Annotated in this window: 11 protein-coding genes; 8 read left to right on the top strand and 3 right to left on the bottom strand. The window is 46.8% G+C overall.

From position 1 onward, the window contains the following. Positions 1-5: 5 nt before the first annotated feature. The 8 genes from NBH01_RS00585 to NBH01_RS00620 all read left to right on the top strand — a co-directional run bounded on the left by NBH01_RS00585 (position 6) and on the right by NBH01_RS00620 (position 15,806). Positions 6-1,823, top strand: coding sequence for a RagB/SusD family nutrient uptake outer membrane protein (locus NBH01_RS00585; protein ID WP_016267039.1), 1,818 nt, complete (start codon positions 6-8; stop codon positions 1,821-1,823). Positions 1,824-1,868: 45 nt separating this feature from the next. After that, positions 1,869-3,650, top strand: coding sequence for a DUF5006 domain-containing protein (locus NBH01_RS00590; protein WP_016267040.1), 1,782 nt, complete (start codon positions 1,869-1,871; stop codon positions 3,648-3,650). A 201-nt stretch (positions 3,651-3,851) separates the two neighbouring features. Continuing rightward, positions 3,852-5,435, top strand: coding sequence for a sulfatase family protein (locus NBH01_RS00595; protein WP_061473381.1), 1,584 nt, complete (start codon positions 3,852-3,854; stop codon positions 5,433-5,435). A gap of 15 nt (positions 5,436-5,450) precedes the next feature. After that, positions 5,451-7,781 carry a glycoside hydrolase family 20 protein gene (locus NBH01_RS00600; RefSeq protein ID WP_061473380.1) on the top strand — a complete coding sequence of 777 codons (2,331 nt, stop codon included), beginning with the start codon at positions 5,451-5,453 and terminating at the stop codon, positions 7,779-7,781. 25 nt (positions 7,782-7,806) lie between these two features. Continuing rightward, complete coding sequence (locus NBH01_RS00605; protein ID WP_165360421.1) at positions 7,807-10,878, top strand: glycoside hydrolase family 2 TIM barrel-domain containing protein; 3,072 nt, start codon at positions 7,807-7,809, stop codon at positions 10,876-10,878. 167 nt (positions 10,879-11,045) lie between these two features. Beyond that, positions 11,046-12,863 (top strand): alpha-L-fucosidase, encoded by a 1,818-nt coding sequence (locus NBH01_RS00610; RefSeq protein ID WP_011107898.1) that lies wholly within the window; start codon positions 11,046-11,048, stop codon positions 12,861-12,863. A gap of 86 nt (positions 12,864-12,949) precedes the next feature. Continuing rightward, positions 12,950-14,497, top strand: coding sequence for a sulfatase family protein (locus NBH01_RS00615; protein WP_250699933.1), 1,548 nt, complete (start codon positions 12,950-12,952; stop codon positions 14,495-14,497). A gap of 133 nt (positions 14,498-14,630) precedes the next feature. Beyond that, positions 14,631-15,806 (top strand): mechanosensitive ion channel family protein, encoded by a 1,176-nt coding sequence (locus NBH01_RS00620; protein WP_008762107.1) that lies wholly within the window; start codon positions 14,631-14,633, stop codon positions 15,804-15,806. 166 nt (positions 15,807-15,972) lie between these two features. Here the strand turns inward: NBH01_RS00620 and NBH01_RS00625 are convergent, their stop codons facing one another. The 3 genes from NBH01_RS00625 to NBH01_RS00635 all read right to left on the bottom strand — a co-directional run bounded on the left by NBH01_RS00625 (position 15,973) and on the right by NBH01_RS00635 (position 21,197). Then, the gene (locus tag NBH01_RS00625) at positions 15,973-17,475 is read right to left on the bottom strand and encodes an arylsulfatase (RefSeq protein WP_061473378.1); all 1,503 of its coding nucleotides are present in this window, start codon (positions 17,473-17,475) and stop codon (positions 15,973-15,975) included. Between the two features lie 13 nt (positions 17,476-17,488). Next, complete coding sequence (locus NBH01_RS00630) at positions 17,489-19,048, bottom strand: beta-N-acetylhexosaminidase (protein ID WP_048698052.1); 1,560 nt, start codon at positions 19,046-19,048, stop codon at positions 17,489-17,491. 292 nt (positions 19,049-19,340) lie between these two features. Further along, positions 19,341-21,197, bottom strand: coding sequence for a RagB/SusD family nutrient uptake outer membrane protein (locus tag NBH01_RS00635; protein ID WP_011107894.1), 1,857 nt, complete (start codon positions 21,195-21,197; stop codon positions 19,341-19,343).

Raw genomic sequence — 21,197 nt, forward strand, 5'->3', positions numbered from 1 at the left:
TGACGATGAAAAAAATATATATATTATTAGTGGTTGGGGCAAGTTTCATGATGTCGGCATGTTCGGACTTCCTGGACAGAGAGCCTTTGACAACACCCAATAGTGAGACATTCCTTTCCAATGCAAGTGCCGTGAACAACTATATCAACGGTTTGTATATAGCACTTCCTTCTTTCGGGACTTACGATATGGGAGTTCGTGGAGAAGAGAAGAACAGTGATAATATCGTTGCGGAGGTTTATGACAAACGTCTGAACGGAGAATTGCAGGAAAACGGAGGAGGTACTACGGAATGGCAGAAAGGATATCAGAACCTGCGTAATGTGAATTATTTCTTTGAATACTATAAAGTGCCGGAAACAGAAGAGACGAAAGATGTACTTTCAATGAAAGGTGAGGCTTATTTTTTCCGTGCATACTGGCATTTTTATTTGCTGACCAGATTTGGAAGTATTCCTGTGATGGATAGATTCTGGGACGGCAATGCAACTGTCGGCGGTTTGCAGATTCCTCCGCGTGACCGTTCCGCAGTGGCGCAGTTTATTCTTGACGATCTGAATACAGCTAAGGGATTACTTCACTCGCGTAGCCAGTATAAAGGTTTGAGAGTGTGTAAGGAGGCCGCTATTATTATGGCTATGAGAGTGGCCCTTTATGAAGGTACCTGGGAGAAATATCACAAAGGAACAGACTTTGCCGCTGCTGAAGATAAATCGGCAGACTTACTGGGACAGGTGCTGACACTGGGCGATGAACTGTTTGGTATGGGACTTGCTTTGAACACAAAAGCTACCGATAAGAATGCAGTGAATATAGAAGATGCTTATGCGCATGTATTCAACTCGAAAGACCTGTCGGATATGACAGAGGTTGTATTTTGGAAGAAATATTCGATAGCAGATGGTGTGATTCATAATCTGAGCAGTAATCTGGGAGCGGGTTATGTAGATAACAGCGGACCGGCAGGTTTATCTCAGTCGTTGGTTGATAATTACTTGAATGCTGACGGAACACCTATCAATCCTGCTGACGGCATTTTTAAAGATTTCAATTTGACTTTTAAAGGCCGTGACGGACGTTTGCTGGCGACGGTTATGCATTCAAATTGTAAGTTTAAGTCAACCTCACCGGAATCAAAATCGAAAGCGATGCTGGTAGAGGAATATTCGGAAGAAAACAAACAGATAGTTCGCCCCCCTTATCTGACTGAAGGCGGTCCTGCGCGTAATGCTACCGGTTATCACATCCGTATGAGTATCGATACTACATATGTAAGCGGTCAGGGCGAGACGTCTCTTCCGGTGATCCGTTATGCGGAAGCTCTGCTGGCTTATGCGGAAGCTGCGGAAGAATTGGGAAAATGTACTCCTGCTGTTTTGGAAAAAACTTTAAAACCATTGCGCGAGCGCGCTGGGGTGACGTACAAAGACCCGTCTGAAATCGATCCTAATTTCACCGATTTTGGTTATACCATTTCTGCCAATTTGCAGGAAATCCGTCGGGAAAGACGTGCAGAACTGGCTTTGCAAGGTTTTCGTCTTGATGATTTGATGCGTTGGAGAGCTCATAAACTGATTCAGGGAAAACGTGGAACCGGTGCTTATTTTGGTACAGACGGTGTATTGTACAAAGCATTCGATCCTAAAAACGCAGCGGACTTGAAAACGATTCTGACTACAGACGGCTGGCTCGACCCACAGAAGGAACTTCTTCCGAGAGGCTATCAGTTTGATGCTAACCGCGATTACCTGTTGCCGGTACCTCCGAGTGAGATATCGTTGAATCATGAGTTGAAACAGAATCCGGGCTGGCAACGGAAATAGGAGAATGGAACAAGATTCATTTATGATAATTAGATAGATAAAGATATGAAGAACATATTATATAAAATACTTCCGGTATGTTTGTTGACCATCGGTTTGACAGGATGTGAGGATGAGACCAAGTATCGTCCTCTGCCGGAAGCTGTACCTTTGACAATGAGCATCAATGAAAAGGCGTTTGTGATGGGAGAACACTTGAAAGTAGATATTAAAGTGGAACCAGATGCTGATGGTAATGAGGTGGTAGCTAACGAAGATTTCGATATTTACTTTACGGCAAAAGCCGGAACGGAAGATGTAGCGAATGTGTTCGAACCATTTAGTAGTATTGTTACTTTCCCGAAAGGAGAGAAGCAGATTCAGGTGGATTTTCCGGTTAAGACTTCCGGATTAGTTGGTACTACTACGATGGAGTTTGTTGCTTTCGCACGTGGTTATAAGATGGCTAATTCCAGTCAGGGAATCAAGGTATCTGATTATTATCGGATATCCATGTCTCTGGAAAATAATACAGAAAATGTGGTGACAGAAGGCGGTAAGTTTGTATTGGTTGCCAAAGTAGACAAACCGAGTTCTGTGCCACTCGAAGTCACTATTACTCCGAAGGAAGGGGAAGAGGGCAGGTATGACAATCTACCTTCTACTTTAACTATTCCTGCAGGAAGAACTTCGGTCAAAAGTGCTGCTGTGACTATCAAACAGGACTATGAAATGACAGGCGACTTGCAGTTGGTATTGAATCTGAAAAGTAATTCTTCTTCCAATCCGATGACTGCTCCTGCATTGACTATTACCATGACAGACCTGGAATCAATGGCTGATCCTGATTTGTATGATATGACTACTGTATATGAGAATCCGAACATCATGTTTGTTTCTTATGATGATGACTGGTTTACGGGTAAAGAAACAGCTAAGATGGACGAAGGAACAGCACATCCGAATGCCGAATTGGGCAGTCAGTGGAAGTTTGATTATGCTATTGAGTTCCATAAAAATTCAACATCGGGAGATTATCAAAAATTAGGTAATGCAACGGATGCCAATAGAGGAAATGTTTTAAAGATTGATTGGACCAAATACGCAAAAGTTACTGATGAAGGTGAATTGAATATTTGTGTAGGTGTAGAAGGTACTAATTATGGAACAGCAGGAATACATTGCTGTAAGTCTTTAGGGCAGATGTGGGCACAAAATGTTACACGTATATATCCGGGTATGCGTATTGAAATGAAAGTTCGTTTAGGAGGTAATAGAACAGGATTTGTACCGATGATAGAGGTGAAGAATCCAGCAACTGCTACTACATGTAAAGAAGCTAAGCAATCAATCTGTATACTTAAGAATGTTTCCGGCTCTGCAATCACCCAATCGGTGAGGGGAGAGGTTGTCAGTGATGCGAAGAGCGTAGTATCTGCTATTCCTAAAGTAGAAGATTATAATATTTATTGGGTCGAACTAGTCGATGAAAATACAATAAAGTTAGGTATTAATGGTTCTACAACCTTGGAAGTCACAAGGGATATGTTGGATTCATGGCCTTTTACCAAAGCTTCTACGGGAACATCAGTTGGAGCGAAAGGTCTTTATTTAGTAATGCGAATGGACTTGTTCGGAGAAGGTAATAGTGTTTCTTCTGAACTTCCGGCAGGTTGGGATACTGAACTGAAGTCAATTAATCCTGCAAATTATGCAACAGAAGGACCAAGAATGATAATAGACTGGATTCGTTTCTATGTAAATGATAACTATAAACGGGAAGCGAATGAACTTGTGAATAGAGACTATAAAGTCTCAATTCCTGGTAAGTTCTACCAGTTCTATTAATCTGTCATATTGACGAACCGTTTTCAATAGTATGAAATAAGTTCAATGCCGGAAGGCCATCGTGCAACAGCGATTTACTTCCGGCATTTACTGCTAATTCGGGTGGAAATAGAGAATATTGTAAATACATTAGCTATTTGTAGACATACTTTTTACATATCTTCCCTATCTTTGCCATGTAATCTAAATAAATTAATCATTATGGAAAACCTGCAATCAAACTTGTTCTATTCTTTGGCAGGAGTAGCCGCCGTTGCCTCCCTTGCATCTTGTACAAACAAGCAGAAAACGACAGAACAAAAGCCGCTGAACATCGTCTATATTATGACAGACGACCATACAGCCCAGATGATGAGCTGCTATGACACCCGCTACATGGAAACTCCGAATCTTGACCGCATTGCGGTGGATGGTGTACGTTTTACTCAAAGCTTCGTTGCCAATTCATTAAGCGGTCCCAGCCGTGCCTGTATGATTACGGGTAAGCATAGCTGTGCCAATAAATTCTACGATAATACGACTTGCGTATTCGACAGTTCTCAACAGACATTCCCGAAGCTGCTGCAAAAGGTAGGTTATCAGACTGCGCTGGTCGGCAAATGGCATCTGGAAAGTTTGCCATCCGGATTTAATTACTGGCAGATAGTACCCGGACAGGGGGATTACTATAATCCTGCCTTTATTACACAAGATAATGATACCATCCAGAAACACGGATATATCACGAATCTGATTACCGATGATGCTATCGACTGGATGGAAAACAAGCGAGATCCGGAGAAACCGTTCTGCCTGCTGATTCATCACAAGGCGATTCACCGTAACTGGATGGCGGATACATGTAACCTTGCCCTCTACGAGGACAAGACATTCCCGTTGCCGGATAATTTCTTTGACGACTATGAAGGTCGCCCTGCTGCGGCTGCTCAGGAAATGAGTATCGTGAAGGACATGGATATGATTTACGACCTGAAGATGCTTCGTCCGAATGAGAAATCACGCCTGAGATCACTTTATGAAAGATTCCTCGGACGCATGGACGAAGGACAGCGTGCCGCATGGGACAAGTTCTATGCTCCGATTATCGATGATTTCTACAAACAGAATCTGACAGGAAAAGAACTGGCCAACTGGAAGTTCCAGCGTTATATGCGCGACTACATGAAAACCGTGAAGTCTCTTGATGATAACGTAGGACGTGTGCTCGACTATCTGAAGGAAAAAGGGTTGCTGGACAATACACTGGTAGTTTATACTTCCGATCAGGGTTTCTACATGGGCGAACACGGCTGGTTCGACAAGCGTTTCATGTATGAAGAATCTATGCGCACACCACTTATCATGCGTCTGCCGAAAGGTTTCGACCGCAGGGGAGATATCACCGAAATGGTACAGAACATCGACTATGCACCTACTTTCCTTGAACTGGCAGGAGCGGAAATTCCCGCAGATATCCACGGAGTATCACTGCTGCCTCTGTTAAAGGGTGAGCATCCGAAGGACTGGAGAAAGTCTCTGTATTACCACTTCTATGAATATCCTGCCGAACACATGGTGAAACGTCACTATGGTGTACGTACGGAACGCTATAAACTGATTCATTTCTATAATGATATCAACTGGTGGGAACTGTATGATATGCAGGCAGACCCGTCGGAAATGCACAACCTCTACGGTGAGGCTGAGTATGAACCGGTAGTAAAGGAACTGAAAGACGAATTGCTGAAACTACAGGAACAATATAATGATCCCGTCCGCTTTTCTCCGGAAAGGGACAAGGAATAACCCCCGAATAATACAATGACAAGAACGATTTTAATATTACTGATAGGCTTTCTATCTTCGATAGTAGCCGGATGTAGCGATACTAACTTGACACATGACATACCCTTGGTTCCACGCCCGGCGCAAATAGTGCCGGGCAGCGGGAACTACCTTTTCTCCGGTAAAACGGTATTTGCCGTAGAGAACGAGGAGCAGGCGGAAGTGGCACGCAGCTTTATAGCTTTGTTTACCCGTGCGGCAGGCTTTACTCCGAAGTTGACGGTAGGCGATGCGGAAAAGGGAAATGTTCGTTTCCAGACGGATGCAACCTTGAAAAGTGAGGCATATACGCTGCAAGTGTCTCCGAAAGAAATCATTATCGAAGCATCGGATGCAAAAGGATTCTTTTATGCTTTGCAGACCATTCGCCAGTTACTTCCGGCATCCATCGAAAAAGAGGAAGTGTCGGATAAAAAAGTAAAATGGAGTATTCCGGCAGTGAGTATTCAGGACGAACCGCGTTTTGGTTACCGTGCGTTATTGCTGGATGCGTCACGCTTCTTTATTCCCAAAGAGAATGTATTGCGCATTATCGATTGTATGGCAATGCTCAAAATAAACACGCTTCACTTTCATCTGACAGATGATAACGGCTGGCGTGTGGAAATCAAGAAATATCCCCGTTTAACGGAAGTAGGTGCATGGAGAGTGGCTCGTACGGACCTGCCTTTTCCTGCCCGGCGGAATCCGGAACCCGGAGAACCCACTCCGGTAGGAGGTTTCTATACTCAGGAAGAAATAAAGGAAATGGTGGCTTATGCGGCTGAACGTCAGATTGAAGTGGTACCGGAAATCGATATGCCGGCACACAGTAATTCGGCATTGGCAGCTTATCCTCATTTAGCTTGTCCGGTAGTGAAGGAATATATCGGAGTGCTCCCCGGTTTGGGAGGACGAAATTCCGAGATCATCTATTGTGCCGGAAATGACAGTGTCTATGCCTTTCTTCAGGATGTGATGGATGAGATTCTGGAATTGTTCCCTTCCCGATATATCCATATCGGTGGCGATGAAGCCCGTAAAACTTATTGGGAGAAATGCCCGCTGTGTCAGGCACGGATGAAAAAGGAGAAGATTGCCAATGAAGAGGATTTGCAAGGTTATTTCATGAATCGGATGAGCGAATATGTACGTAGCAAAGGGCGCGAGGTGATAGGCTGGGATGAGCTGACGAACAGTAGCTTTTTGCCGGACGATGCCATTATTCTGGGTTGGCAGGGATACGGACAGGCTGCACTGAAGGCTGCCGAGAAGGGACATCGCTTCATCATGACTCCCGCACGCATCATGTACCTGATTCGTTATCAAGGACCGCAGTGGTTTGAGCCGCTGACGTATTTCGGCAATAATACGCTGAAAGATGTGTATGACTATGAGCCGGTTCAGAAAGACTGGAAACCGGAATATGCGGATTTGCTGATGGGCGTACAGGCTTGTATGTGGACAGAGTTCTGTAATAAGCCGGAGGATGTGGATTATCTGGTATTCCCACGCCTGGCGGCATTGGCGGAAGTGGCATGGACACAACCGGAAAAGAAAGACTGGACTTCGTTCCTGGAAGGCATGGATTCGTTTAATGAACATCTCGCAGCCAAAGGGATAGTGTATGCCCGTTCGATGTACAATATACAGCATACCGTGAGACCGGAAGACGGAGCACTGAAAGTAAAACTGGAATGTGTCCGTCCGGATGTGGAAATCCGTTATACAATGGATGGAAGCGAGCCGACCGCCGCTTCACCGCTCTATGAACAACCATTGTTGGTAAAAGAAGCTCAAACAGTCAATGCCGCAACGTTTGCCGATGGACAGCAGATGGGGAAAACACTGACGCTTCCGGTACACTGGAACAAGGCTACGGCAAAACCGTTGCTGGGTAATAAAGTGAATGAAGCCGTCCTGAACAACGGAGTCAGAGGAAGTCTGAAGCAAACGGACTTTGAATGGTGCAGTTGGGGAAGTAGCGACCGTATTTCCTTCACCGTCGATCTGTTGCAAAAGGAGAAAATGAATACGCTGACAATCGGTTGTATCACTAACTATGGAATGGGAGTGCACAAACCGAAATCAATCCGGGTAGCCGTGTCGGACGATAATGCGACTTATCGGGATATCAACGAATTGGAATATACTCCCGAGGAGATATTCCGTGAAGGAACTTTCATCGAAGACCTGTCGATAGATATGAGAGGAACCGTTGCCCGTTATGTGCGGGTTACAACGGAAGGAGCGGGAGAATGTCCGGCAAATCATGTACGTCCCGGACAAGAATCAAGAGTATGTTTCGATGAACTGATCATTGAATAACCAGTCACCAAAAAACAATATAATAATGATGAAATTAAAGAAACGAACGTTTTTAATCTTGATGGCAGCACTGACTGCTACCTTCGCTTCGGCTCAGAAACAGCCTTTGCCGGAGTGGCAGAGCCAGTATGCGGTAGGACTGAATAAACTCGCTCCTCATACCTATGTATGGCCTTACGCCGACGCTTCCGATATTGGAAAGCCGGGAGGATATGAACAGTCTCCTTATTATATGAGTCTGAACGGGAAGTGGAAATTTAACTGGGTGAAGAACCCGGACAACCGTCCGAAGGACTTTTACCAGCCCTCTTATTATACCGGAGGGTGGGCGGATATTAATGTTCCCGGCAACTGGGAACGGCAAGGCTACGGAACAGCTATCTATGTCAACGAAACTTATGAGTTTGACGACAAGATGTTCAACTTCAAGAAGAATCCGCCATTGGTTCCATTTGCTGAGAATGAAGTAGGTTCTTATCGTCGCACGTTTAAGGTGCCTGCCGACTGGAAAGGACGTCGGGTAGTGCTCTGCTGCGAAGGAGTGATCTCTTTCTATTATGTATGGGTGAACGGAAAGTTGCTTGGCTATAATCAGGGATCGAAGACGGCTGCCGAATGGGACATTACCGATGTACTGAGTGAAGGAGAGAATGTGGTAGCTCTGGAAGTATATCGCTGGAGTTCGGGTGCTTATCTGGAATGTCAGGATATGTGGCGTCTGAGTGGCATCGAACGGGATGTTTATCTGTATAGCACTCCCAAACAGTATATTGCTGACTATAAAGTAAGTGCTTCCCTTGATAAAGAGAAATACAAAGAAGGTATCTTCAATCTGGAAGTGACGGTGGAAGGCCCTTCTGCTACTGCCAGCTCTATCGCTTATACACTGAAGGATGCTTCCGGAAAGGCAGTATTGCAGGATGCCATTAACATCAAGTCCCGTGGACTGAGTAACTTTATCGCTTTCGATGAGAAGAAGATTGCAGAAGTAAAAGCATGGAATGCGGAGCATCCTAACCTTTATACCTTGGTACTCGAATTAAAAGATGCGCAAGGAAAAGTAACCGAACTGACCGGTTGTGAAGTCGGTTTCCGTACTTCGGAAATCAAGGACGGACGTTTCTGTATTAACGGTGTTCCGGTGCTGGTGAAAGGGACGAACCGTCACGAACATTCGCAACTGGGACGTACCGTAAGCAAAGAACTGATGGAACAGGATATCCGCCTGATGAAACAGCATAATATCAACATGGTGCGTAACTCACATTATCCGACTCATCCGTACTGGTATCAGCTTTGCGACCGCTACGGGCTGTATATGATTGATGAGGCGAATATCGAATCGCATGGCATGGGATACGGGCCTGCCTCCCTTGCCAAAGACAGTACTTGGCTGACCGCTCACATGGACCGTACACACCGTATGTACGAACGTTCCAAGAATCATCCGGCTATCGTGATCTGGTCACTGGGCAATGAAGCCGGCAACGGTATCAACTTCGAACGTACTTACGACTGGCTGAAATCGGTAGAGAAAGGCCGTCCCGTGCAATATGAACGTGCTGAACTGAATTACAACACGGACATCTATTGCCGTATGTACCGCAGTGTGGACGAAATTAAGGCATACGTGGGTAAGAAGGATATTTACCGTCCTTTCATACTCTGCGAATATCTGCACGCAATGGGCAATAGTTGCGGTGGAATGAAAGAATACTGGGATGTCTTTGAAAATGAACCGATGGCACAAGGTGGCTGCATTTGGGACTGGGTGGATCAGAACTTCCGTGAAATAGACAAAAACGGAAAATGGTACTGGACTTGTGGAGGCGATTACGGACCGGAAGGAATCCCCAGCTTCGGTAATTTCTGTGGCAACGGTCTGGTGAATGCTGTTCGTGAACCGCATCCTCATCTACTCGAAGTGAAGAAAATATATCAGAACATCAAAGCGACTTTGTCAGACCGGAAGAATCTGAAAGTCTGCATAAAGAACTGGTATGACTTTTCTAATCTGAATGAATATATCCTGCGTTGGAATGTGAAAGGGGAGGATGGAACCGTACTTGCCGAAGGCACGAAGGAAGTAGACTGCGAGCCGCACGCTACGGTAGATGTCACTTTGGGTGCCGTCAAACTTCCGAATACCGTTCGGGAAGCCTATCTGAACCTAAGCTGGAGCCGTAAAGAGGCCACTCCGCTAGTGGATACCGACTGGGAAGTGGCATACGACCAGTTTGTACTTGCCGGTAATAAGAATACGACGGCTTATCGTCCACAGAAGGCGGGAGAAACAGCTTTCGTTGTGGACAAGAATACCGGGGCACTTTCTTCCCTGACTTTGGATGGAAAGGAATTGCTGGCTGCACCAATCACTTTGAGCCTGTTCCGTCCGGCTACGGATAATGATAACCGGGATAGGAACGGAGCCCGTCTGTGGCGCAAGGCAGGTTTGAACAATCTGACACAGAAAGTGGTGTCACTGAAAGAAGAAAAGACATCGGCAACGGTCCGTGCTGAGATTCTTAATGGGAAAGGACAGAAAGTAGGAATGGCGGATTTTGTTTATGCACTCGACAAGAACGGGGCATTGAAGGTTCGCACCACCTTCCAGCCGGATACGGCGATTGTGAAGTCGATGGCTCGTCTGGGGCTGACCTTCCGCATGGCAGATGCTTATAATCAAGTATCTTATCTGGGACGTGGCGATCATGAAACGTATATCGACCGCAACCAGTCCGGTAGGATAGGACTGTATGATACGACGGTAGAACGGATGTTCCACTATTACGCTACCCCACAATCTACAGCTAACCGGACAGATGTACGCTGGGCGAAACTGACGGATCAGGCAGGCGAAGGTGTCTTTATGGAATCGAATCGTCCTTTCCAGTTTAGTATCATTCCTTTCTCGGATGTATTATTAGAGAAGGCGCACCACATTAATGAACTGGAGCGTGACGGAATGATAACCATACATCTGGATGCCGAACAGGCAGGAGTAGGTACGGCTACCTGCGGACCGGGTGTATTGCCGCAATATCTGGTATCGGTGAAAAAGCAGAGTTTTGAATTTACGCTTTATCCGGTAAAATAGCCTGAAACTGATTGCATTTGGATAGAAATATTGCATTGAGATAGAATATAGGGGAGCGAATGGCATGGATTTAGCGAAGTTTAATGAAAAGCGCTTCGGGAAAGCCATGAAATTTGCTCCTTTATATTTATCTTTGTCTCATTAGCATTAAATCAATATTTATTATGATGAACAAACTACTTACTTCTCTCTTTTTATCTTCTGTGATAACGTTGGGCGGATGTGGACTGACGAAAGAAAACTACTATGTGAAGCATGTTGAATTTCCACAGGATGCAACCCTCGAACAAAAAATCGATATGGCAGCAAGGCTGGTTCCTACCCCCCAGCAGGCTGCGTGGCAACAAATGGAGCTGACTGCTTTCCTGCATTTCGGTATCAACACATTCACCGGACGCGAATGGGGCGATGGTCAGGAAGACCCTGCTATCTTTAACCCTACAGAGCTGGATGCAGAACAATGGGTGCGCACCTTGAAAGACGCCGGATTTAAAATGGTACTTCTCACGGCAAAGCATCATGACGGCTTTTGTCTGTGGCCTACAGCTACCACGAAACATTCGGTAGCCTCTTCCCCTTGGAAAAACGGTCAGGGCGACGTAGTGAAAGAACTGCGTAACGCTTGCGATAAATATGATATGAAATTCGGAGTCTACCTCTCTCCGTGGGACCGGAATGCGGAATGCTACGGAGATTCTCCTAAATACAACGAATTCTTTATTCGGCAATTAACGGAATTACTTACTAATTACGGCGAAGTGCACGAAGTGTGGTTTGACGGCGCAAACGGAGAAGGACCGAACGGAAAGAAACAAATCTATGACTGGGATGCGTTCTACAAGACTATCCAACAGTTGCAGCCGAAAGCGGTGATGGCAATTATGGGCGATGATGTCCGTTGGGTAGGTAATGAAAAAGGATTGGGACGCGAAACGGAATGGAGTGCAACGGTGCTGACTCCGGGCATTTATGCTCGTTCCGAAGAAAACAACAAACGACTGGGCGTCTTTAGCAAAGCCGAAGATTTAGGAAGCCGTGCGATGCTGGAAAAGGCAACGGAGTTATTCTGGTATCCTTCGGAAGTAGACGTGTCTATCCGTCCGGGATGGTTTTATCATGCGGAAGAAGACAGCAAAGTGAAATCCTTAAAACATCTGGCTGATATCTATTTCCAGTCGGTAGGCTATAACTCGGTGCTCTTGCTGAATATTCCTCCCGACCGCAGAGGATTGATTAATGAAGCGGATGTGCAGCGGTTGAACGAATTTGCTGCTTATCGGGAGAAGATATTTACGAACAACCGGGTAGAGAAAGGAAGAAAAGACTGGGAGGCTGTTTCCGGCAGTGAAACTGTTTATTCCTTGAAACCGGAGTCGGAAATCAACGTTGTGATGTTGCAGGAAGATATCACGAAAGGGCAACGGGTGGAGTCTTTCACCGTAGAGGCATTGACGGAACAAGGTTGGCAGGAAGTGGCGAAAGGAACGACTGTAGGCTATAAGCGTATGGTTCGTTTTCCGGCAGTAAAGGCTACCCAGCTTCGGGTGAAGATCAACGAATGTCGTCTGACGGCTCACATCAGTCAGGTGGCAGCCTACTATGCAGACCCTTTGGAAGAAGAGAACCGGACGGAAAACTGGAACAATCTGCCTCGTGCTTCATGGAAACAGGTGGCTGCTTCTCCGTTGACCATTGATTTGGGCAAAGAAGTCGAACTCTCCGCATTTACTTATGCACCTCTGAAAGCGGAAGCGAAACCGACGATGGCTTTCCGTTACAAATTCTACGTGAGCGCAGATGGCAAGAACTGGAAGGAAGTGCCTGCCAACGGTGAGTTCAGCAATATCATGCATAATCCGTTGCCGCAGACTGTCACTTTCGGTCAGAAGGAAAAGGCACGCTTTATCAAGCTGGAAGCTACCACCCCTACGGCTACAACGGCGCAAGTAGAAATGAATGAAATCGGAGTGACCGTAGCTCCTTGACGAAGCTTTGAATTTTAACTTAATAAGTACATCACTTTGAGAATAGATACTTATTCATTCTAACCTAATAATTATCAAAAGACAAAATGAGAAAAGAATTTTATGGTATATTACCTTTAGCGTTAACTTCCTGTCTGGCTTCTCAGACCACTGCTCAGGAGAAACAAACCCAGCGTCCGAATGTTGTTTTTATCTATGCGGATGATATCGGTTACGGCGATTTGAGTTGTAACGGAGCCAAGACTATTCATACTCCTAATGTGGAACGTCTTGCCAAAATGGGAGTACGTTTTACCAATGCGCACAGTGCAGCTGCTACCAGTACGCCTTCCCGCTATGCGATGCTGACCGGTGAATATGCATGGCGCAAAGCCGGAACAGGTATTGCTGCCGGAGACGCTGCGGCTATTATCCGTCCGGAACGCTATACAATGGCGAACCTGTTCAAGGATGCCGGATACAACACCGGAGTCGTAGGCAAATGGCATCTGGGACTGGGCGACAAGGGCGGAGAACAAGACTGGAACAAGCCTTTGCAGCCGGGAACGAATGATATCGGCTTCGAATATTCCTTTATCATGGCAGCTACGGGCGACCGTGTTCCTTGTGTATTTGTAGAGAATGATCAGGTGATCAACCTTGATCCGAATGATCCGATTCAGGTAAGTTACAAAGCGAACTTTCCGGGAGAACCTACCGGGAAGGACAATCCGGAGTTGCTGAAAATGCATCCTTCTCACGGACACGACCAGAGTATCGTGAACGGTATTTCCCGTATCGGATATATGAAGGGCGGAAAGTCGGCTCTCTGGCAGGATGAGAAGATTGCGGAGATGCTGACAGGAAAAGCTGTTTCCTTTATTGAAGGACACAAGTCTGCTCCTTTCTTCCTGTATTTTGCCACGCAGGATGCGCATGTTCCCCGTGTTCCGTCTCCACAGTTCGCAGGAAAGAGCGGCATGGGACCTCGCGGCGATTGTCTGCTCGAATTTGACTGGTCGGTAGGCGAGATTCTGAATGCACTCGAACGACTGGGATTGGATAAGAATACACTGGTGATTCTTTCCAGTGATAACGGTCCGGTAGTGGACGACGGATATAAGGATCAGGCAGTGGAATTGCTAGGCGATCATACTCCGGGCGGCATTTATCGCGGAGGAAAGTACAGTTCGTTCGAAGCGGGTACACGTATTCCTTGTATCTGGAGCTGGCAGGGTGTGATCCGTCCGGGAACAGTTTCGGATGCATTGCTCTGTCAGATAGACTGGTTTGCTACTTTTGCTGAAATGCTGAATGTCCGCTTGCCGGAAGGTGCGGCACCGGATAGTGAACCGATGCTGAAAGCGTGGACAGGCAAGCAAAAGAAGGGACGCGAATGGCTGGTACTTCAGAATGCACAGAATAACCTGTCGGTGACAGACGGAAGATGGAAATATCTCCGTCCGGGAAATGGACCGGCATATCTGAAAGCAGTGAATATCGAGTTGGGAAACAGTAAGGAACCGCAGCTTTACGATCTGAAGAAAGATCCGAAAGAAAAGAATAATGTGGCGGGTCAGAATCCGGAACTGGTAAAGAAGATGGCAGCACAGTTGGAGAAAATTGTAGATGGACGCTACGGTCTGCCACTATAAAAGAAATGCTTAGAGAGTAGCAGTGGGACTGGCGGTCTTGATTTCTAGTAAATCGGACGCCAGTCTTTTTTTAAACCAAACGTAGGTTTTCACTGTTATCTTTCTATATAAATGATATATAAAGAAAGAACTTATGTTAGTAGTCGATTTAGGAAAATGGATGAACAAAATCCTGATAGATTGGGGGATAGATGCGAAGGTTGCCGATCGTTTTGATGAAACAATTATTGCTATACTGATGATAGCCATTGCTGTAGGGGTGGACTATCTCTGTCAGGCAATTCTGGTGGGAGGAATGAGGCAGTATACCCGCAGGAAACCGCATCTTTGGAATACATTGCTGATGAAACGTAAAGTGTTTCATAATCTGATTCATACGATTCCCGCCATCCTTGTCTATGCCCTGTTGCCGATGGCTTTCATGCGTGGCAAGGAACTGCTGGTTATTTCGCAGAAGGCTTGTGCCATTTATATCATCTTTTCTTTGCTGCTGGCTATCAATGGGATTCTGCTGATGATCATGGATATTTACGATGGAAAGGAGACAATGAAGAACCGACCGATGAAAGGATTCATTCAAGTACTTCAGGTACTTTTGTTTTTTATCGGGGGGATTGTGATTATCTCTATCCTTGTAAATAAATCGCCTGCTAGTCTGTTTGCGGGACTGGGTGCTTCGGCAGCCATCCTGATGCTGGTATTCAAGGATTCCATTTTGGGATTTGTGGCAGGTATTCAGCTTTCTGCCAATGATATGGTGCGTCCGGGAGACTGGATCACGCTTCCTTCCGGTGCCGCGAATGGTACGGTGCAGGAGATTACGCTTAACACGGTCAAGATTCAGAACTTTGATAATACGATTTCTACGGTTCCGCCTTATACGCTGGTCAGCAGTCCTTTTCAGAACTGGCGTGGCATGAAGGATTCCGGTGGGCGGCGGGTGATGAAGAATATTACACTGGACCTGACGACACTCCAGTTTTGTACGCCGGAGATGCTCGACCGTTATCGGAAAGAGATTCCACTCATGGCGGATTATCAGCCGGAGGAAGGAGTGGTGCCCACCAATTCACAGGTTTATCGGGTGTATATCGAGCGGTATCTTTGCAGTCTGCCGGTGGTGAATCAGGATTTGGATTTGATTATCAGTCAGAAAGAGGCTACCATGTACGGAGTTCCTATTCAGGTTTATTTCTTTTCCCGCAATAAGGTGTGGAAAGAGTACGAGCGGATTCAGTCGGATATCTTCGACCATTTGCTGGCGATGGTGCCGAAGTTCGACTTGAAGGTATACCAGTATTCTGACTAACTCTATAGGGGACATCTTTGCCACAGGCTTGGCACAACTGTGCCACGCCTGTGGCACGGCCGTGCCAAGCTATTGGCATAGTTGTGCCAAAGCGTTGGCACAAGTCTTTCGCAGGGATGTTACGGATGATGCTCCGGTATGTCCCGTTAGTTAGCAAGGAAGGTCGTTAAAAGTCCGGACCGTTTCTAGCTTCTTTCATCAGTCGTTCGAAGCGTTTTACGATATCGGGATGTTGCGCAGCCACATCGTGTTCTTCTCTGATGTCCGTTTCCAGATTATAAAGCTGCATTTGCGTATTGCCTTTCCGGATGTCCGTGATGATTCCTTTCCATTTTCCCATGCGGATTGCTTTGTTGCCAATCCTTGGGTCAGGATATTCCCAATATAAATAAGTGTGTTCTTTTTGTTTCCCTTTTTTGCCGAGCAATGTGGGCAGAAAGCTGATTCCGTCCGTTGGCGGACAAGTGATGCCTGCCAGTTCTGCCAGCGTAGGCATAACGTCCTGAAAAGCGCAGATGTGGTCACTTTGCGTACCGGGTTTTATTTTGCCGGGCCATGTGATAATGGCGGGGACACGGATACCTCCTTCATGCAAGAAACATTTGCCCCATCCGTATGCTGAATTGAAAGGTCCCCCGCTGTTGAACCAGGGAGAATCGCTGCCTCCGTTGAACGTAGGACCATTATCTGAAGTAAACACAATCAAGGTATTTTCGTACAGATGTTCCGCTTTCAGTTTTTCGATCAGTTGGCCGATCTGCTCGTCGAAATAACTGATCATAGCCGCATAGGTAGCATGCGGATACCGGCAGGGCAGATATCCCGCTTGTCCGGTGTAAGGCTTTTCGTCCCCGAATTTCTCTACATAATGCTGTACCCAGCGTTCGGGTGCCTGAAGCGAGACGTGCGGCAGGGGAGTGGTCCACATCAGGAAAAACGGTTTGCGTTTATTGGCATCGACAAATCCCATCAGTTCATCAAAGATCAGATCGTTGGCATATTCCTTTTGCGTATATTTAGCGTAGCTGGCGGGATCGTTCGGATCGGCACCTTTATCCAAAGGGCTTCGGTGAGGGTCTGTCACTTTGTTGGACAGGTAGACACGTTCTTCGTCATTATACAGAAAAGGAGGATAGTATGTGTGCGACTGGCGCTGGCAATTGTATCCGTAGAATCGGTCGAATCCCTGTTTGTTGGGAGTTCCTTCGGAACCCGGATATCCCAGTCCCCACTTGCCGAAACATCCGGTGGTATATCCCGCTTGTTGCATCATTCGCCCGATAGTCATCGTGTTCGCCTGTAGGGGGAATTGCCCTTCCAGCTCTTTATGAACGTACACCGAGTCGTAGTTGTTTACTGCTCCGCGTTCGGCTAACTCATTGTTGAAGCGGATTTGCGCATGACCGGAGTGCATACCTGTCATCAGTACGCAGCGTGCCGGAGCTGATACGGGGGAACCGGAATAATGTTGTGTCAGTTTGATGCCTTCGCTGCATAAACGGTCGATATGGGGTGTTTCTATTTTGTCTTGTCCGAAGCAGCCGATATCTCCATATCCCAGATCGTCCATTAAAATATAGATAACGTTGGGAGATGCGGGTTGGGTTTGTCCGTGCAGGTAACCGCTGCACAGGGCGGGTATTGCGATCAATAAATTTCTTTTGTTCATGATGTTCTTTTTTTTAATCCCATTTATAATCTTTCGTTACATCTTCTTTCAGAGCCGGTCCGAATTCGAATCCAGCTTCTTCGAACCATGCTTTGCGGTGAAGGATGTTCCGGTAGAACCGGTCGAAGTCAAGCGCTTCCCCCTCGTGCCACATCTGTTCGGACAGAGCGAGGATGCGGGGGAAAAGTCGTCGGTCTATCATTCGTTCCGTGACTCCATCGTCGGTCCATAATGCGCAGCTCATGCCAAGTATCAGCGGATTTTTCTCGCTGATGGCTTTGTCGGAAGGGTTGTTCAGATAGACATCTTTCAAGTCGAACGTACGTGCTTCCGTATATCCTTTCCACGGGGTGACGGGGAAGTTCAGATACGTATAGTAGTTGGAACTGCAAATGACCGGATAATGGTGTTTGACGGCGTTTCTGAGCGCGAGGTCTTTGTGTCCCCGATAGTTCCACCACTGGATAACGGTATTGTCCGGCAACGGGTAGCCGTCATGATAGACTACGTCGCCCCAGAAGATGGCTTTCCGTCCTTTCGACTTCAGATAGTTTGCCATTTGCGCAGAGAACCATAGCTGGAGGTCGTGACTGTCTTTGAGTCCTTCTGTGGTAATCCTTTTCCGGCAATCCGGGCATTGATCCCAGTTGCCTTTCGGGGCTTCGTCTCCGCCCAGATGTATGTAGGGAGAAGGAAAGAGGGCGCATACTTCATCCAGTACGTTTTTCAGGAAACGGAGAGTTCCGTCTTTTCCTGCACAAAATATGTTCTGGGTAAATCCGCTTTGCGGTATCTCTACCGGCAATCCGAAACAACCGAGCTCCGGATAGGCAGAGAGAGCAGCTTCGGCATGGCCCGGCATATCTATTTCGGGGACGATGGTGATATTCCGTTGACGGGCATATTCGATGATATCCCGTATTTCTTCCTGTGTATAGAATCCCTGCTGTTCTTCTCCTTTGCCTACCGAACCGCCAGTCCGGGTGAGGTGCGGATATTGCTTGATTTCGATGCGCCATCCCAGTCCTTCTGTCAGATGCCAGTGGAAGTAGTTCATTTTGAGCAGTGAAGCCATGTCGATATACTTTCTGATGGTGGCAGCCTTTTGGAACTGACGTCCGGAGTCCAGTAAGAAGCAGCGCCACTGTGTGCGGGGATAGTCCGTCACGCTTGCGCAGGCAAAGGTGATAGATCCTGCTGAACCGGCTACCCATTGGCGTAGCGTTTGTACGGCATAGGTGAATCCTCCTTTGTCGGAGGCGCTGATTACCATCTGTTGCGGATGAATCCTGATCCGGTAACTTTCGGGGGGCAGGGATGAGTCGGTTATCCAGCAGATATCGGCTTTGGATTCTTTTTTTTGCCATTTGATGGGAGTGCGGGAGAGTACTTCTTCTCGAAAAAGGTTTAGATAAAAAGCGGTAGTGTCTTCGGCGTACATAGAAACCTTTTTCCCTAAAATCAGGTTGCCTGTCTGCATTTCCACTTGATTGGGGGTAGGAAATACGATTTGGGCGCGGACGGCGACTGTGTACGATAGAAGAAAGAGAGCTGTAAAAATTAGGTGCTTCATGGGGTACAGTGTGTTTATTTAGATTTTGTAAGAGTCGGCAAAAGGATTACCCGTATTAGTCTGATGTCTCAAAAATACGAATAAATTTCAAATACTCAATTATTCTTTTGAGTAAACTTACGAAATCAATACAGTTAAAAAGGGAAGAGGCAGTGTCAAATATCAAGGTCTTTCAGCCACGCTAATGACGAAATGCTTGTCCTGTCATTGAGATGACTGTCAAGAAGAGCCAATATTTGCCACAGCCTCTTCCGGTTAGTTCTGGATTATCCGGTTGGTGATGGATTACCGGTTAATTTCCTTCCTCCCATCCCGGATTCTGTTCGAGTTGGGGATTCAGTACCCGTTCGTTGCGTGGAATAGGGTTGAGGTAATAGTAATCCGGCCATAGATGATTCTGTTTCGGATGGAATTCGAGATATCCTTCGGAGCCGCCGCCGTCGATAGTCACATTGGTTCCTGCCGTGAAGTCGGATGCACGTACGTATTGTCCGAGTTTCTTCTTCAGTGCATAGTGGCATTTCTTCCATCTTCTCAGGTCGTCGAAACGGAATCCTTCGGAGAACAGTTCGATGCGTCGTTCCCGTCGTATTTCCCATAATAGCGGACTCACTTCGTAGTCGTTGGGATAATCCGGATTTCCGAGATCACGTTTTGGGTCGAAGGCTGAGTTTATTTCCGAGACTTTCATGAGTTTTACATTGGCACGCGGGCGCAGTTTGTTGATTGTGACGTCGGCAACTGTCTGGTCAAACTCGCCGAGTTCGCACATGGCTTCCGCGTAGTTCAGCATGACTTCTTCGATGCGGAAGATAGGCATATCTGTCTCTTCATTTCGTTGGCTGCCCATGCTCAGGTAGCAGCAATAGTATTTCCAGTTGTTATATCCGAAGGCAGACTTGTACCACGGCTGGTTCTCCAGATAGAAGTCAAAGTGAGGCGATGCACCCAAAATACCACCGTCATATCCTTGACGGAATGGCAATAACTTCTGTCGTTCCTTGCTGGTGCCGTACCCGATTCCCATGCGGACGGTGAGGCTGTCGATAAAACTGCGGTCTTTGGAGTTATCCGTAAATTTCCATTTATTGTCCCAGGCTGTGCTGGAAGCCGAACGGTCTACCCGGTAAGGAGGAGTGACGTGCAGCCACAAACGATGGTCACGGTTGCTGAACTCGTCGTATATATCCTTGTCACCCAGATAGGCGTCACTCGTCCAGCGTGGCTTTCCGTCCGTGCACAGGTAACTGTCCACTAAGTCGCGGGTCGGATTGTAAAAGGAGGTGGCGGTCGTTCCCCCGATGCTGACAGCGTGCACTACACCGACAGCATCCGAATATTCTCTGTACAGAATGACACCGGTAACATCTTTCAGTTCCAGTGAACAGAACAGATCGTCGTAGCAGTCCGCCACGTTCGGATAAGTCTGCATCAGTTCGGCGGATACCCGTTTGCATTCCCGCAGATAAGTTTCGGCGTTGTTGAGTCCGTGATATTTGCGCCAGGTACCTTCGAAAAGGCAGAAGCGGGAGAGTAAAGCTTGTACACAAGCCTTGTTGATGGTGTTTCTGCCTTCTCCGTTCACGTTGATATTCTTTTCGGCAAATTGCAGGTCTTCCAGAATGTGACCGGCTATTTCATCTCTGGAGGCACGAGGGCCTTTGATCAGTTCTGTTTCGTCGTCGCTCAGCACATGATCAATCCAGGGTACGCCACCGTAAGCCGACAGGAGAGACAGGTAGCGGTAACTACGGAAAAAGTAACCGACGGAACGCCAGTTCGCCTTTTCTACATCCGTCATTTTCGAACCGTCAATGCGGTCGAGCATCAGGTTGACCCTCCGGATATAGCTGTAATAGTTCCAGGAAGTATTGTCTTTCTTGTCGGGGATGGTCACCAGTTTTCTGATCCAGTTGCTTTCGCTGGTTCCTCTTGTCTGGTTGTACGAGATGTCGTCCGTAGAATTTTCCGAGCCATAGCCCAATGAAGGCAGGGTTTCATACAATCCCCAGGCGTATGCCTTGAAATTGTCGTATGTTTCAAAAGCCGTTTCGGCAGTCGGGTCTCCCAAAGGATACCTTTCCAGGAAATCGTTATTGAGACAGCTTGCTAACAAAACTGTACATATAAAGATTAAATATTTTCTCAT

Origin of the sequence: Bacteroides sp. B1-V-101 (assembly GCF_023656585.1) — a bacterium.
Taxonomy (GTDB): Bacteria; Bacteroidota; Bacteroidia; order Bacteroidales; family Bacteroidaceae; genus Bacteroides; species Bacteroides thetaiotaomicron.